Raw genomic sequence first — 14,165 nt, forward strand, 5'->3', positions numbered from 1 at the left:
GGCCTCATTGTCCGGCATCCGTGGTGCGTTCTGCCACGGGCAGCGATGCCCCGGCGCGGGTGTCGGAGCCGGTCACGATGCCGGGCGCGGTGTCGCTCCCGGACCCGGACCCGGACCCGTCTCCAGACCCCTTCGCGCCCCGGTCGGCCGCGCCCCCGTCCGTCGCTTTCCCGGTGCGCGGATTCGGCAGGAAGGCCGCCACCAGCGCGGCGGCCACCAGGGACGCGACACCGCAGACGGTGAGGACGACGCTCATGCCGTGCAGGTACGCGGCGTCGGCTGCGGTGGCCAGCGCGCGGTCGCCCAGGGAGGCGGCGACGGCGTGGGCGCCGACGACGGAGTCCTTGGCGGTGTGCGCGGCGGCCGAGGACAGGCCGCCGGTGTCCAGCCGTCCGGTGTACCCGGCGGCGAGGACGCTGCCGAGGATGGCGACGCCGATCGCGCCGCCGGTCTGCCGCAGCGTCTGGAGCAGTCCCGAGCCGCTGCCCGCGCGCTCGCGGGGGAGCGCGCCGAGCGCGCTGTCCATGGCGGGCACGATGGCGAGGCCGAAGCCGAGCCCGGCGATCGACAGCCACAGGGCGGTGACGCCGTAACCGTCACCGACGCGCGTGGTGCTGCCGAGGAAGGCCGCGCCCGCCAGGACGGCGAGTCCGCCGACGATCACCGGCCGCGGGCCGAACCGCTTGACCAGCGGGGAGCCCGCGCGGGCGGCGAACATCAGCCCGCCCATCATCGGCAGCAGCCGCAGACCGGTGCCGAACGCGTCGTAGCCCAGGGAGGTCTGGAGGTAGGACGGCAGGACGAAGAGCAGCCCGGTGAGGATGAAGGTGACCAGGGTGGCGGCGACCGCGTTCCACACGAAGCCGCGCTGCCGCAGCAGGGTCAGGTCGAGCATCGGCCTGCTCACCCCGCGCTCGCGCAGCACCAGCCCGGCGATCAGCGCGACCCCGCCGAAGAGCATCAGCAGCACCAGCGGGTCGCCCCAGCCCCGGTCGGGCGCCTCGATGATGCCGAAGACCAGGGCGCCGAGGCCCCCGGCGGCGAACACCGTGCTGGGGACGTCCACCTGGGGCGCGGCGGGGTCGCGGGTCTCGGGCAGCAGCGTCATGCAGGCGACGACGCTCAGGCCGACCAGCGGGATGTTGATCAGGAAGACCGAGCCCCACCAGAAGTGTTCGAGCAGCGTGCCGCCGATGATCGGGCCGAGCGGCATGCCGAGCGCCATCGCGGTGGACACGATCGCGACCGCCCGCGACCGCTCCTGCCCGCTGAACATCGACGGCAGCACCGACAGCGCCAGCGGCATGATGAAGGCCCCGCCGACGCCCATCACCGTACGGGCGGCGATCACCGGTCCCGGGCTGTGCGCCAGCACGCCGAGCATCGATCCGGCCAGGAACACGATGAGGCCCGTGACCAGCATCCGGCGCCGTCCGAACCGGTCGCCCAGCAGGCCCGCCGGGAGCATCGCGGCGGCGAAGACGACGGTGTACGAGTCCACGATCCACTGCATGTCGCCGGTGTCGGCGCCGATCTGGGCGGACATCGTCGGCAGCGCCACGTTGAGGATCGTCGTGTCGAAGCTGAGGACGAGGACGCTGGCGATGATCGCGAGCAGCGCCAGCCAGCGCCGCGGGTCCGCCTGCGGCGGGGCTTGCGCGTCCGCCGGGGGCGGGGCCGGGGAGGAAGAGGTTGCCATGACGGCTCCTGAAGGTCTGTGTCAAATGAAAGTGACTCCTAAAAAAGAGTAGCTGTCAGATCGCCGCATGGGAACCCGTGCGGGTGGGCGCGTCCGCGGATGGGTGTCGGCGTACGCGTACGCACCGGCGTACGCGCCCTCACTCACCCGCGGACGCGCGCCGACGTGCGGGCGTACGAAAAAACCCGCCCCCGTGGGGACGGGCGCGGGTGGGTGAAGGGGCGGGCGGCTGCGGCCCGGCGGATTTACGCGTGCTGGTAGGCGACCAGCGAGATGCCGACGTAGTGGACGATGAAGGCGACCAGCGTGAAGGAGTGGAAGACCTCGTGGAAGCCGAACCAACGCGGTGACGGATTCGGCCGCTTGAAGCCGTAGACGACGGCGCCGCCGCTGTAGAGCAGGCCGCCGACGATGACGCAGACCATGACGGCCACGCCGCCGGTCCGCAGGAAGTCCGGCAGGAAGAAGACCGCGACCCAGCCGAGCGCGATGTAGCACGGGGTGTAGAGCCAGCGCGGGGCGCCGACCCAGAAGACGCGGAAGGCGATTCCGGCGAGCGCGCCCGCCCAGACGACCCACAGCAGCGCCTTCGAGGTGTCGCCGGGCAGCAGCAGGATCGCCAGCGGCGTGTAGGTGCCCGCGATGATCAGGAAGATGTTCGCATGGTCAAGTCGTCGCAAAATCGCTTCGCCCCGAGGGCCCCAGTGGCCCCGGTGGTAGAGCGCGCTCACGCCGAACAGCGCGCACGCGGTCACGGTGAAGACGCCGCAGGCGATCCGTCCCCTGGTGCTCTGGGCGAAGGCGGTGAGCACGACTCCCGAGACGAGCACGGCGGGGAACATCCCCGCGTGCAACCACCCTCTGAGCTTGGGTTTCACGGGGATCGGCAAGTCGACGCCGTCGACGATGGGGGACACCTCTGAAGTGTCGTTGCCAAGGGCCATGCCGTCAATCCTACCTACGGTCGCGTAAGTTACCTGTTAGTAGATTCAAAGGTGGCGCGGGACACTCCCGGAGTGGTGATGCTCACTCGCGGCGCCCTGGACAGAATCATTTGACGGGGCCCACACTCATATGAGTGCGGTCGGTACCGGATGAGCACTCCACGAACGCGTCCGGGCCGCAGCCCCCAAGGGGCCGAGAACCAAACCCTCAATTTGTGACGCCGGTTCTGTGCGGACCCGGCGGGACGGAGCGATCGTGGCGCGCGGTATTGCGGCTCCCACCAACCATCAGGAACTGACCCGCTGGGTCGGCGAGATCGCCGAACTCACCCAGCCCGACGAGATCGTGTGGTGCGACGGCTCGGAGGCGGAGTACCACCGCCTGGCCGGAGAACTCGTCGCCAAGGGCACCTTCACCAAGCTCGACCCGACCCTGCGCCCCAACTCGTACTACGCGGCCTCCGACCCCTCGGACGTGGCGCGGGTCGAGGACCGGACCTTCATCTGCTCGGAGAACGAGGCGGACGCGGGCCCGACCAACCACTGGAAGGCCCCCGCCGAGATGCGGGAGATCTTCACCGGCGACAAGGGCGTCTTCCGCGGCTCGATGAAGGGCCGCACGATGTACGTCGTGCCCTTCTGCATGGGCCCGGTCGGCTCACCGCTGTCCGCCATCGGCGTGGAGATCACCGACTCCGCGTACGTCGCCGTCTCCATGCGCACCATGACCCGGATGGGTCAGGCCGTGCTGGACGAACTGGGCACCGACGGCTTCTTCGTCAAGGCCGTGCACACCCTGGGCGCCCCGCTCGAAGAGGGCCAGGCCGACGTGCCGTGGCCGTGCAACACCACCAAGTACATCTCGCACTTCCCCGAGAGCCGCGAGATCTGGTCCTACGGCTCCGGCTACGGCGGCAACGCCCTGCTCGGCAAGAAGTGCTACGCGCTGCGCATCGCCTCCGTCATGGCCCGCGACGAGGGCTGGCTCGCCGAGCACATGCTGATCCTCAAGCTCACCCCGCCCAAGGGGGGACCCGAGGCCGTCAAGTACGTCGCCGCCGCGTTCCCCTCGGCCTGCGGCAAGACCAACCTCGCGATGCTGGAGCCCACCGTCCCCGGCTGGACCGTCGAGACCATCGGCGACGACATCGCCTGGATGCGCTTCGGTGAGGACGGCCGCCTGTACGCCATCAACCCCGAGGCCGGTTTCTTCGGCGTGGCGCCCGGCACCGGAGAGCACACCAACTCCAACGCGATGAAGACGATGTACGGCAACTCCGTCTTCACCAATGTCGCCCTCACCGACGACGGCGACGTGTGGTGGGAGGGCATGACCGAGGAGCCGCCCGCGCACCTCACGGACTGGAAGGGCCAGGACTGGACGCCGCAGTCCGGCACGCCCGCCGCCCACCCCAACGCCCGCTTCACCGTCCCCGCCGCGCAGTGCCCGATCATCGCGCCCGAGTGGGAGGACCCGCGCGGCGTCCCGATCTCCGCGATCCTCTTCGGCGGACGCCGCGCCTCGGCCGTACCGCTGGTCACCGAGTCCTTCGACTGGCAGCACGGCGTCTTCCTCGGCGCCAACGTCGCCAGCGAGAAGACCGCCGCCGCCGAGGGCAAGGTCGGCGAACTGCGCCGCGACCCCTTCGCGATGCTGCCGTTCTGCGGCTACAACATGGGCGACTACTTCGGCCACTGGGTCTCGCTCGGCAAGACGCACGACGCCGCCAAGCTGCCGAAGATCTACTACGTCAACTGGTTCCGCAAGGACGCCGCCGGGCGCTTCGTCTGGCCGGGCTTCGGCGAGAACAGCCGGGTCCTGAAGTGGATCGTCGAACGCCTCAACGGCGAGGCCAAGGGCGTCGAGACCCCCATCGGCATCCTGCCGGCCCCCGGCGACCTCGACACCGAGGGGCTCGACATCTCCCAGGACGACCTCGACCTGCTGCTGTCCGTCGACCGCGAGGTCTGGAAAGAGGAAGCCGCCCTCATCCCCGCCCACCTCGAAACCTTCGGCACCCACACCCCGCGCGAGCTGTGGGACGAGTACGAGTCCCTGGTGGCGCGCCTGGGCTGACGTGGGGGGCGCGGATCGCCCGCGCCCCTTCGCGGTGACCTCCCGCGACCTTTCGCGGTGACCTCCCGCGCCCCTTCGCCGTACCTCTTACGGCACCTGGCTGTAGCCGCCCAGGAAGTCGCCGATGCGGGTGACCGCGTCCGTCAGGTCCTCCTTGGCGGGGAGGGTGACGAGGCGGAAGTGGTCGGGGTCGGGCCAGTTGAAGCCGGTGCCCTGGACGACGAGGATGCGCTCGGCCCGCAGGAGGTCGAGGACCATCTGCTGGTCGTCCTTGATCTTGTGCACCTTGGGGTCGAGGCGCGGGAAGGCGTAGAGGGCCCCCTTGGGCTTCACGCAGGTGACGCCGGGGATGGCGGTCAGGGCCGCGTACGCCGCGTCGCGCTGCTCGGTCAGCCGGCCGCCGGGCAGGACGAGGTCCTTGATGGACTGGCGCCCGCCGAGGGCGGTGGCGATGGCGTGCTGCGCGGGCACATTCGCGCACAGCCGCATGTTCGCCAGGATCGTCAGACCCTCGATGTAGCTGGTCGCGTGGTCCTTGGGGCCGCAGACCGCGAGCCAGCCGCTGCGGAAGCCCGCCACCCGGTACGCCTTCGACAGACCGTTGAAGGTCAGGGTCATCAGGTCGGGGGCGATGGCGGCGAAGGGGGTGTGCGTCGCGTCGTCGTACAGGATCTTGTCGTAGATCTCGTCGGCGCAGACGATCAGCCGGTGCCTGCGGGCGATCTCGGCGATGCCGCGCAGCATCTCGTCGTCGTACACGGCGCCGGTCGGGTTGTTCGGGTTGATGATCACGATCGCCTTGGTGCGGTCAGTGATCTTCCGCTCGATGTCGGCGAGGTCCGGCTGCCATTCCGCCTGCTCGTCGCAGCGGTAGTGCACGGCCGTGCCGCCGGACAGCGAGACCGACGCCGTCCACAGCGGGTAGTCCGGCGCGGGCACCAGCACCTCGTCACCGTCGTCGAGCAGCGCCTGCATCGACATCTGGATCAGCTCCGACACCCCGTTGCCGAGGTAGACGTCCTCGACGTCCAGATCGATGCCCTTGGTCTGGTAGTGCTGCATCACCGCGCGGCGCGCCGGGAGGATGCCCTTGGAGTTCACATACCCGTGCGCCGTCCCCAGCGACCTGAGCATGTCCTCCAGGATCTCCGGCGGGCACTCGAACCCGAACGGCGCCGGATTCCCGGTGTTCAGCTCCAGGATGCGGTGACCCGCCGCCTGAAGCCGCATGGCCTCTTCGAGGACCGGGCCCCGGATGTCGTAGCAGACGTTGGCGAGCTTCGTGGACTGGATCACCTGCATGCCGGTCACCTTACGGCCACGTCACGCGGACCGCTCGGTGTTTTCCGCCACGTACCGGCGGACCCGGGGGCGCGGCTGCCAGACTTGGACGGTGTCCTCCCCAGCGGCCGGACCGCCGCCCATGTCGCCGTACGCCACGCCATACGCGACGCCGTACGCATTCCCGTACGGGTCCTCGTACCCGCCGGTGACCCCGCCCGCGTTCGCTCTGCTCAACGACGAACCCGTGGCCGACGAGACGCGCGATCTGCTCGGCGCCAACCGGGCGGCGGCGCAGCTCACCGGACTGCTGGTGGCCTCGCGCGACGCGACGCCCTTCACCCTCGCGGTGGACGCCGGATGGGGGATGGGCAAGAGCAGCCTGATGCGGCTGGTCGACGTACGGCTCCAGCGGTTCCCCGACGTGCACACCGTCTGGTACAACGCCTGGACCTCGACCGGCGGCGACGCCCTCGAAGGGCTCATCAAATCGGTGCTCAACCAGGTCGACCCCAGCATCCTGCGGCGCGCCCTGCGCCGGATCAGGGCGGGCGGCGCCCTGATGGGCCTGTTACGGGCGCTGACCGTCGTCGCCGCCGGGCCGCTCGGCGTGGCGGGCATGGTCGACGAGCTGTGGAAGCGCCTGTCGGTCGACGCGGGCGCCCGCAACGGCATGCGGGACGCGCTGCGCGACATGGTCGGCGAGTGGACCGCGACGCGCGGCTCCGCGCCCGGCGGCAAACTCCTCGTCATCTTCATCGACGACCTCGACCGCTGTTCGGAGCAGACCTTCCTCGCCGTCTGCGAGGCCGTGAAGGTCTACCTCGACGTGCCGGGCCTCGCCTTCGTCATCGGCTGCGACCGCGCCGCGATCGGCCCCGGCGGGCTGCTGCCGGACCTCTCGCCCGCCGGGGCCGCCTTCGTGGAGAAGATCTTCCAGACCAGCTACCGCATCCCCGCCCCCAGCGGCCGGGAGATCCAGGCGTACGTCCGCTCCTGCGCCGAACTGGCAGGTATCGACCACCTGTTGGACCCGCACCTGGTCGAACTCCTCGCCTACCGCGCCGCCCGCAACCCGCGCCGGGTCAAACGCCTGCTCAACGGCCTGCTGTTGGAGGCGAGCCTCAACCCGGTCTGGGCGGGCATCCGCCCCGAGGCCGTCATCCGCACCCTGCTGCTCCAGTACCTCTATCCCGACTTCCACCGCATGATGACGGCGCCCGCCGGGCCCGGGGACGACGCCGACGTGGTGCGCGAATTCCGCACCTACCGCCGGGTCCGCACCCGCCTGTGGTCCCCGGCGCCGCTCGCCGACCCCGACCGGCCGATGGTCGCCGACTTCCTGCGCGCCCACTCCCTGCCGCCGCTGCACGGGCACGAGGACCACGGCACGGTCCTCGCCGACCTCGAAGCCCAGCTCCCGGTCGGCTTCCCCGACCTGGCGGGCGACCCCGCCTTCGTCTCCCTGGTCGAGGATCTGGTGGCGCTGCCCGAGTCCGAACTGGTGCTGCGACGGCTGCGGCAGGGCACCGAGGACGGCGAGACGGCGCCGTATCCGCCGCTGGCCGGTCCGTGGGAGAGCGCGCCGCAGCCCGCGGCCGGGCCGGAACCGGCCGGGGACCCGGTGGCGTCACCGGGGCCGAGCGGATCGTCGGTCGACTACGGCGATACGGGGGTCGGCACGCCGCCGTACCCGGGGCCCGTGCAGGGGTACGTGCCGGGGTACGTGCCGGGGTACGGCTACGGCTACCCGCGCGGTGACGGGTCGCCGTACGAGCCGGATCCGCTGGAGCGGCCGCAGTCGGTGAGCCCCGCGCTCGACGACCCGGAACTGGCCGGGTACGGCGCCGACGCACCGGCCTGGCACGCGCCGCAACAGGGTTCCGGCTACCCGGCCGGGACGCCGGAGCGTACGTTCGCGCTCGCGGTGGCGGCGGGCTTCGCGCGGGGCAGAGGCCGTGCCATCGCCCAGTTGCTGACGGTGAGCTCCGCCGTGCTCCCCGCCGACACGGAAGCCGAGCTCGTCCAGATCTTCGCCGAACACCGCCCCGCCCTGCTGCTCTGCCACGCGGGCTTCGCGGACGAGCCCGCCAAGGGCTTCGCGCTGGTACGCGGTGTGAGGTCACGCGGCTACGCGGGTCCGGTGATCTTCTACTCCGGGCGGATCACGCCCAACGACCGGGCCGCCGCCGGGGCGTTGGAGGCGGTCATCACCGACGACCTGACCGCCGTACCGGCGATCGCCGAGACCCTCACCTCAGGGACTCTCGCCCCAGGGGCCCTCACCCCCGGGCCGTTCGCCGACCAGCCGTTCCTCGCGCCTCGGTCCGCCGCACCGAGCGTCCCGCCAGCACGTCCGTCCGACGGGCGTCCTCGATGACGAACCGGCCGTCGATCAGGACGTACGGGATACCGGTGGGCAGGGTGCGGGGGCGGTCGTACGTGGAACCGGCCGCGACGGTGGCCGGGTCGAACAGGACCAGGTCGGCGCGGTAGCCCTCGCGGACCAGGCCGCGATCGGGCAGCCGCAGCCGGGCGGCGGGCCTGCCGGTCAGATGGGCCACGCACTCCTCAAGGGGCAGCACCCCCAACTCCCTGACGTAGCGGCCCAGATACTCGGGGAAGGTGCCGTACGCGCGCGGGTGCGGCTTGTCGCCGCGCAGGATGCCGTCGGAGCCGCCGGTGTGGACGCGGTGCCGCATGATGGCCCGGACGTTCTCCTCGTGGCCGACGTGCTGGAGGATCGTGGTGGCGAGCCGGTCCTCCAGCAGGAGCCGCCGGGCGGTCGCGAAGTCCGCGATCCTGCGCCCGACATGGGCGGCCAGCGAGCGCTCGCGCACCCCGGCGACCTCGATCACCGACCAGTCGACGGGGACGCCGTGGCTGCCGTCTGCGCCGTCCACCTCCATCACCCGGCGGATGCGCGCCGCCGTCGCGTCGTCGCGCAGCCGGGCCAGCGTCGCGTCGGGGCCGCCCTCGGTGGCCCAACTGGGCAGCATCGCCACGAGGGTTGTGGAGCCGGGGAGGTAGGGGTAGCTGTCCAGCGAGATGTCCGCGCCTGCGGCCAGGGCCGCGTCCAGCAGCGCCAGCAGTTCGGGGGCGCGGCCCTCGTTCTCCGGGAAGTTCATCGTGGCGTGCGCCAAGTGCAGCGCGCAGCCCGCCTGTTCGGTGAGCGCCACCATCTCCTCGTACGCCCGCAGCGCGCCCGCCCCGTACGACCTGTGGTGCGGGCAGTAGTAGCCGTCGTACGCCGCCACCACCCGGCACAGCTCGGTCAGTTCCGCGTCGGACGCGTACATCCCCGGTGTGTACGTCAGCCCCGACGACAGGCCCACCGCGCCCTGGGCCAGGCCGTCGGCGACCAACTCCTTCATCCGTGCCAGCTCCGCCGCCGTGGCCGGGCGGTCCTCCCAGCCCAGCGCCAGCATCCGGACCGTGCCCTGCGGCACCAGATACGCGGCGTTGACCGCGATGCCCCGGTCCAGCCGGTCCAGGTACTCGCCGACGCTCCGCCAGTCGAACTCCACGTCCGAGCCGTCGCCGTTCCACCCCGCGATCTGGGCCCGCACCTGCGCCAACGTCCGGTCGTCGACCGGCGCGTACGACAGGCCGTCCTGGCCGAGGACTTCCAGCGTCACACCCTGTGCCGCCTTCGCCTCGTGCGACGGGTCCCGCAGCAGCGCCAGGTCGCTGTGCGCGTGCATGTCGATGAACCCCGGCGCCAGCGCCAGACCCTCCGCGTCCACCACCCGTCTCGCCGTGAGCCGCCGCCCCCCGTCCTTCCGCCGGATCTCCCCGACCCGGCCCCCCGCGAGCCCCACGTCCGCCACATACGACGCCGCCCCCGTTCCGTCGATGACGCGAGCGTCGCGGAACACGAGATCCATGGCGGGGCCTTTCATGTCGTCACGGTTGCCACTCATCACCGCCGGGCCTGGTCCTCAATCGCCGGACGGGCTGGTCGGCTGGCGGGGGTTGCGTCGTCGGTCGCGGGTCGGGCTGTGTGTTGCTTCGCGCTGGTCGGCTGGCGGCGGGCTTCGTCCTCGGTCGCCGGACGGGCTGGTCCGGCGCTTCTGGCGCGCCCGCCCAACCGGCCGCCCGTGCCCAGGGTTTGGACCCGGCGGTCGTCCCGTCCGGACCCGAGCCGCCTTCCCGCCCATCCCGGCGGCCTCCACCGAGCCCGTCCGGTGGGGGGCGAAGCCTGCGCCCGCGCCGCGCCACCCGCGCCAGACGGTCCGGGCCGTCCGGGCCCAGCTTCCGGCGCGGGCCGCGGCACACCCCTTTCAGCCCGTCCGGCGATTGAGGACATGGGGGGCGGGTGGGTTAGAAGAAGGTGCGGATGTAGGCGGGGACGGTGGCGTCGGGGGCGGTGACCGGGATGAGGGGCCACTTGTCGAAGGTGGTGCAGGGGTGGGAGAGGCCGAGGGCGACCCAGTCGCCGACGGCGAGGGGGTCGGCAGCGGGGACGGCCAGCCAGGTGTGCTGGTCGGACAGGGCGGTGACGGTGAGCCCGTCCGGCGCCGGACGCGGACCGGCGTCGGCGCCGCGAACCGTCTGGACGGACGGCAGCCCGAGATCGTACGGCGCGTCGCGCTTCCCGGCGTTGAGGAACGCCTGGGTGGGCGAGGGCCGGGAGACGACCTGGGCCCAGAGCCGGAAGGCCGGTTCGAGGGCGCCCTCGTCCGGGACCCGGTTGAACGGCGTGCGCCGCCGGTAGTGGTCGTCGTCGTGCGTGACGTACGCCCCGGAGCGCAGCAGCTTCAGGACCGGCCGGGACATCGCGGGCACGTCCGCGAAGACCTCCGCGACGAGGTCGAACCAGGCGGAGCCCCCGGCGCTGACCACGATCTGCTCGGCGTCCCCGAAGAGCCCGTCGGCGTCGAGGGCGCCTGCGAGCGCGACCAGCCGCCGCAGCCAGGCACGTACCCGCTCGGGGTCGGCGTCCGGCACCTCGCCCTCGTACCCGGCGACGCCGGTCAGCCGCAGCGTGCCGGTCGCGGCGACGGCCGCCGCGACGGCCGCGCACTCGTCCTCGGTCCTGACACCGGTCCTGGCGCCCTCGCCGCCCGCGAGCTCGACCACGACGTCCAGCCGCCGCCGCGTCCCGGCGTCCCGCAGCGCCGCGTCCATCAGCTCGACACCGCGCACGGAGTCGACGTACGTGACGACGGTGAGGTCGGGGTCGGCGTCGAGCTGACCGCCGATCCAGCGCAGCGCCACCGGGTCGACGACCTCGTTGGCGATGAAGATCCGCGGCACCCCGAACGCCCGGCACACGCGCGCCTGGTGGGGTACGGCGACGGTGATCCCCCAGGCGCCGCGCGCGAGTTGGTCGGCGAAGAGCTGCGGGGCCATGGACGTCTTGCCGTGCGGGGCGAAGGACAGGCCGTGTTGGGCGGTGTAGCGCTCCAGCAGGTCGAGGTTGTGCGCGAGGGCGGCCTGGGACAGGACGAGGACGGGCGTGGTGAAGCCGCCGTCGAAGAGGCCGCGGCGCTGGTCGGCCAGCTCGCCGACGGTCAGCCCCTCGGCGTCCGGCGGCAGCCCCTTGAAGCGGTGGTCGACGCGCTCCTCGCGCAGCCCGGCCGCCAGCGCCGCCACCCGCTCGGCACCGGCACCGGCTCCCGTGCCGACCCCGGCCCCGGCCCCGGCCCCGCCCCCGTGTCCGCCCACGTCCGCCGTCATCGAACCTCCCGAGTTGCAACATATGCAACGGCCGTTGCATACAGTGATGCAAGCTGTCTAACATCCCCGCGAGTGCCTGGTCAACGGTGCTCCTGCCCACCAGGCCACCGCCGCTCCCGCCGCGGCCCGCAGAAGTGAGTGACCGCCGTGACCGTACCGACGAGCCCGAGCGCCGCCCCCGGCGCCGCCGACTTCGACGTCGTCTGCCTCGGCGAGTCCATGGTCACCTTCGTCCCCTCCCGCCCCGGCCGCCTCGCCGACGTGCCCGCCTTCCACCGCGCGATCGGCGGCGCCGAGTCCAATGTGGCCTGCACCCTGGCCCGCACCGGCCACCGCGCCCGCTGGATCAGCCGCGTCGGCGCCGACGGCTTCGGCGACCACCTCGTGGAGACCATCGCCGCGGCCGGGGTCGACGTCAGCGCCGTACAGCGCGACCCGCACCGCCCCACCGGCGTGTACTTCCGTACGGCGGGCGAGCGCGCCGTCGGTACGGACGTTCCCGCCGACCGGGCCGAGGTCGTCTACTACCGGGCCGGTTCCGCCGCCTCCGCGCTCGCCCCCGACCTCGTCGCCCGCGCCGACGCGTGGAGCGGCCGGGTGCTGCACCTCACCGGCATCACCGCCGCGCTCTCCGCGACCTGCGCGGAGCTGATGCGCGGCCTCACCCGCCGCGCGCCGGGACGCCCGCTGGTCTCCTTCGACGTCAACCACCGCCCGGCGCTGTGGCGCGACGCCGACCCCCGCCGCACGCTCGACCTCGCCCGCGGCTGCGACCTCGTCTTCGTCGGCGAGGACGAGGCGCAGGCCGCATGGGGGCTGCCGGACGCGGCCGCGGTACGGGCCGCGCTGCCCGAGCCGCGGACGCTGGTGGTCAAGCAGGGCGAGGCGGGCGCGACCGTCTTCGACGGCGACGAACGCCGTCACGTCCCCGCCCTCGCGGTCGACGTCGTCGCGCACGTCGGCGCGGGCGACGCCTTCGCCGCCGGGTACCTGTCGGCGGCCCTGCGCGGCCTGCCCGTACGCGACCGCGTCAGGCACGGCCATGTGCTGGCCGCCGCCGCGTTGACCGAGCCGGGCGACCTCGGCACGCCGCCCGGCCGCGCCCGCGCCGACGCGCTGGTCACCCTGGACGACGCGGCATGGGGGAGACTGCGGCTGGGCGCCGGGTGGACGGCGTCCGGAGATCGTGCGCCCACGACGACGGAGGAGGGACCGCGGTGAGCCAGACGGTCGACCGCGCGCTGAGCATCCTGCCGCTGCTGGCCGAGGGCCCGGCGGGGCTCGAACAGGTCGCCACCCGGCTCGATGTCCACAAGTCCACCGCGCTGCGGCTGCTGCGGACCCTGCACGAACACGGCCTGGTCTACCGGCAGCAGGACCAGCGCTACCGGCTCGGCGCCCGCCTGTTCGCCCTCGCCCAGCAGGCCATCGAGACCCTCGACATCCGCGGCATCGCCCACCCCCACCTCGCCGCGCTCAACGAACGCACCGGCCACACCGTGCACCTCGCGGTGTACGAGCAGGGCGAGGTCGTCTACATCGACAAGGTCGAGAGCCGCTATCCGGTACGGATGTACTCCCGGATCGGCCGCCCGGTCGCCATCACGGTCGCGGCCGTCGCCAAACTGCTCCTGGCCGACCTGCCCGAGCCCGAACGGCGCTCGGTGGCCGAGCAGTTGGAGTACCCCCGCTACACCGCGAAGTCCACGCCCGACGCCGCCGCGTTCCTCGCCGAACTGGCCCGCGTCCGCGAACAGGGCTGGGCCACCGACCTCGGCGGCCACGAGGAGTCCATCAACTGCGTCGGCGCGCCCCTGCGCGGTCCCGACGGCCGCGTCTGCGCCGCCATGTCGCTCTCGGCCCCCAACGTCGTCGTCCCCGCCGACGAACTGCTGCGCCTGCGCCCGCTGTTGCTGCGGACGGCCGAGGCCGTCAGCCGCGACCTGTCGGGAAGCGCGCCCGCGCCCGCATCTGTACCCGTACCCGCATCCGTATCCGCGTCTGTACCCGCACCAGATTCAGTGAAGGACAACTCCGCATGAGCAACGGCCAGAAGACCGCGATCGTCCCGGCCACCCACACGGCGCCGCCCGCCAAGTTCTCGCACGGCGTCCGCAAGGGGAATCTCCTCCAGGTGGCCGGCCAGGTCGGCTTCCTCCCGGCCGTCGAGGGCCAGCCCCCGACGCCCGCGGGCCCCGGCCTGCGCGAGCAGACCCTCCAGACCCTCGCCAACGTCCAGGCCGTCCTCGAAGCGGGCGGTGCCACCTGGGAAGACGTCATCATGATCCGCGTCTACCTCACGGACACGGACCACTTCGCCGAACTCAACGCCATTTACAACGAGTTCTTCGCCTCCCTCGTCGAGCCCCCCGCCGCCCGCACCACCATCTACGTCGGCCTCCCCGCCGGCCTGCTGATCGAAATCGACGCCCTGGCCGTCCTGGGGTGACGACTCCTCCCGCGCGGGAGGAGAGCTTTCGGG

10 protein-coding genes are annotated in these 14,165 nt (G+C 72.4%); 5 read left to right on the forward strand and 5 right to left on the reverse strand.

Annotation, left to right across the window (positions count from 1 at the left end; all coding sequences use genetic code 11):
• Window positions 1-4 precede the first annotated feature (4 nt).
• Window positions 5-1,699: an MFS transporter gene (locus ACZ37P_RS29525; protein ID WP_467349407.1), complete on the reverse strand. Its 1,695-nt coding sequence runs from the start codon at window positions 1,697-1,699 to the stop codon at window positions 5-7.
• 245 nt (window positions 1,700-1,944) lie between these two features.
• The gene (gene trhA / locus ACZ37P_RS29530) at window positions 1,945-2,643 is read right to left on the reverse strand and encodes a PAQR family membrane homeostasis protein TrhA (RefSeq protein WP_467349409.1); all 699 of its coding nucleotides are present in this window, start codon (window positions 2,641-2,643) and stop codon (window positions 1,945-1,947) included.
• Window positions 2,644-2,899: 256 nt separating this feature from the next.
• On the opposite strand from trhA, the gene ACZ37P_RS29535 reads away from it, so the two are divergent.
• Window positions 2,900-4,720: a phosphoenolpyruvate carboxykinase (GTP) gene (locus ACZ37P_RS29535; RefSeq protein WP_355347836.1), complete on the forward strand. Its 1,821-nt coding sequence runs from the start codon at window positions 2,900-2,902 to the stop codon at window positions 4,718-4,720.
• Window positions 4,721-4,807: 87 nt separating this feature from the next.
• Here ACZ37P_RS29535 and ACZ37P_RS29540 read toward each other — a convergent pair whose 3' ends face one another.
• Window positions 4,808-6,022: a pyridoxal phosphate-dependent aminotransferase gene (locus ACZ37P_RS29540; RefSeq protein ID WP_391127123.1), complete on the reverse strand. Its 1,215-nt coding sequence runs from the start codon at window positions 6,020-6,022 to the stop codon at window positions 4,808-4,810.
• Window positions 6,023-6,113: 91 nt separating this feature from the next.
• Between ACZ37P_RS29540 and ACZ37P_RS29545 the strand changes: the two genes are divergently transcribed.
• Complete coding sequence (locus ACZ37P_RS29545) at window positions 6,114-8,381, forward strand: KAP family P-loop NTPase fold protein (protein WP_467349412.1); 2,268 nt, start codon at window positions 6,114-6,116, stop codon at window positions 8,379-8,381.
• On the opposite strand, the gene ACZ37P_RS29550 is transcribed toward ACZ37P_RS29545, so the two are convergent.
• Window positions 8,284-9,888: an N-acyl-D-amino-acid deacylase family protein gene (locus tag ACZ37P_RS29550; RefSeq protein ID WP_467349413.1), complete on the reverse strand. Its 1,605-nt coding sequence runs from the start codon at window positions 9,886-9,888 to the stop codon at window positions 8,284-8,286. The two genes, ACZ37P_RS29545 and ACZ37P_RS29550, sit on opposite strands and share 98 nt — an antisense overlap.
• Before the next feature lie 436 nt (window positions 9,889-10,324).
• A complete protein-coding gene (locus ACZ37P_RS29555) occupies window positions 10,325-11,683 on the reverse strand; it encodes an alanine racemase (RefSeq protein WP_467349414.1) in 1,359 nt (452 codons plus the stop codon).
• Window positions 11,684-11,830: 147 nt separating this feature from the next.
• Here ACZ37P_RS29555 and ACZ37P_RS29560 point away from each other — a divergent pair, with 147 nt between their 5' ends.
• From ACZ37P_RS29560 to ACZ37P_RS29570, 3 genes are read left to right on the forward strand one after another with little or no spacing between them, the layout of a single operon-like run.
• The gene (locus ACZ37P_RS29560; protein ID WP_467349416.1) at window positions 11,831-12,904 is read left to right on the forward strand and encodes a sugar kinase; all 1,074 of its coding nucleotides are present in this window, start codon (window positions 11,831-11,833) and stop codon (window positions 12,902-12,904) included.
• Window positions 12,901-13,725, forward strand: coding sequence for an IclR family transcriptional regulator (locus ACZ37P_RS29565; RefSeq protein WP_467349417.1), 825 nt, complete (start codon window positions 12,901-12,903; stop codon window positions 13,723-13,725). The genes ACZ37P_RS29560 and ACZ37P_RS29565 overlap by 4 nt, the downstream gene beginning before the upstream one ends.
• Window positions 13,722-14,132, forward strand: coding sequence for a RidA family protein (locus tag ACZ37P_RS29570; RefSeq protein ID WP_355347857.1), 411 nt, complete (start codon window positions 13,722-13,724; stop codon window positions 14,130-14,132). The genes ACZ37P_RS29565 and ACZ37P_RS29570 overlap by 4 nt, the downstream gene beginning before the upstream one ends.
• Window positions 14,133-14,165 lie beyond the last annotated feature (33 nt).

This window comes from Streptomyces sp. NPDC024632 (genome assembly GCF_055559175.1).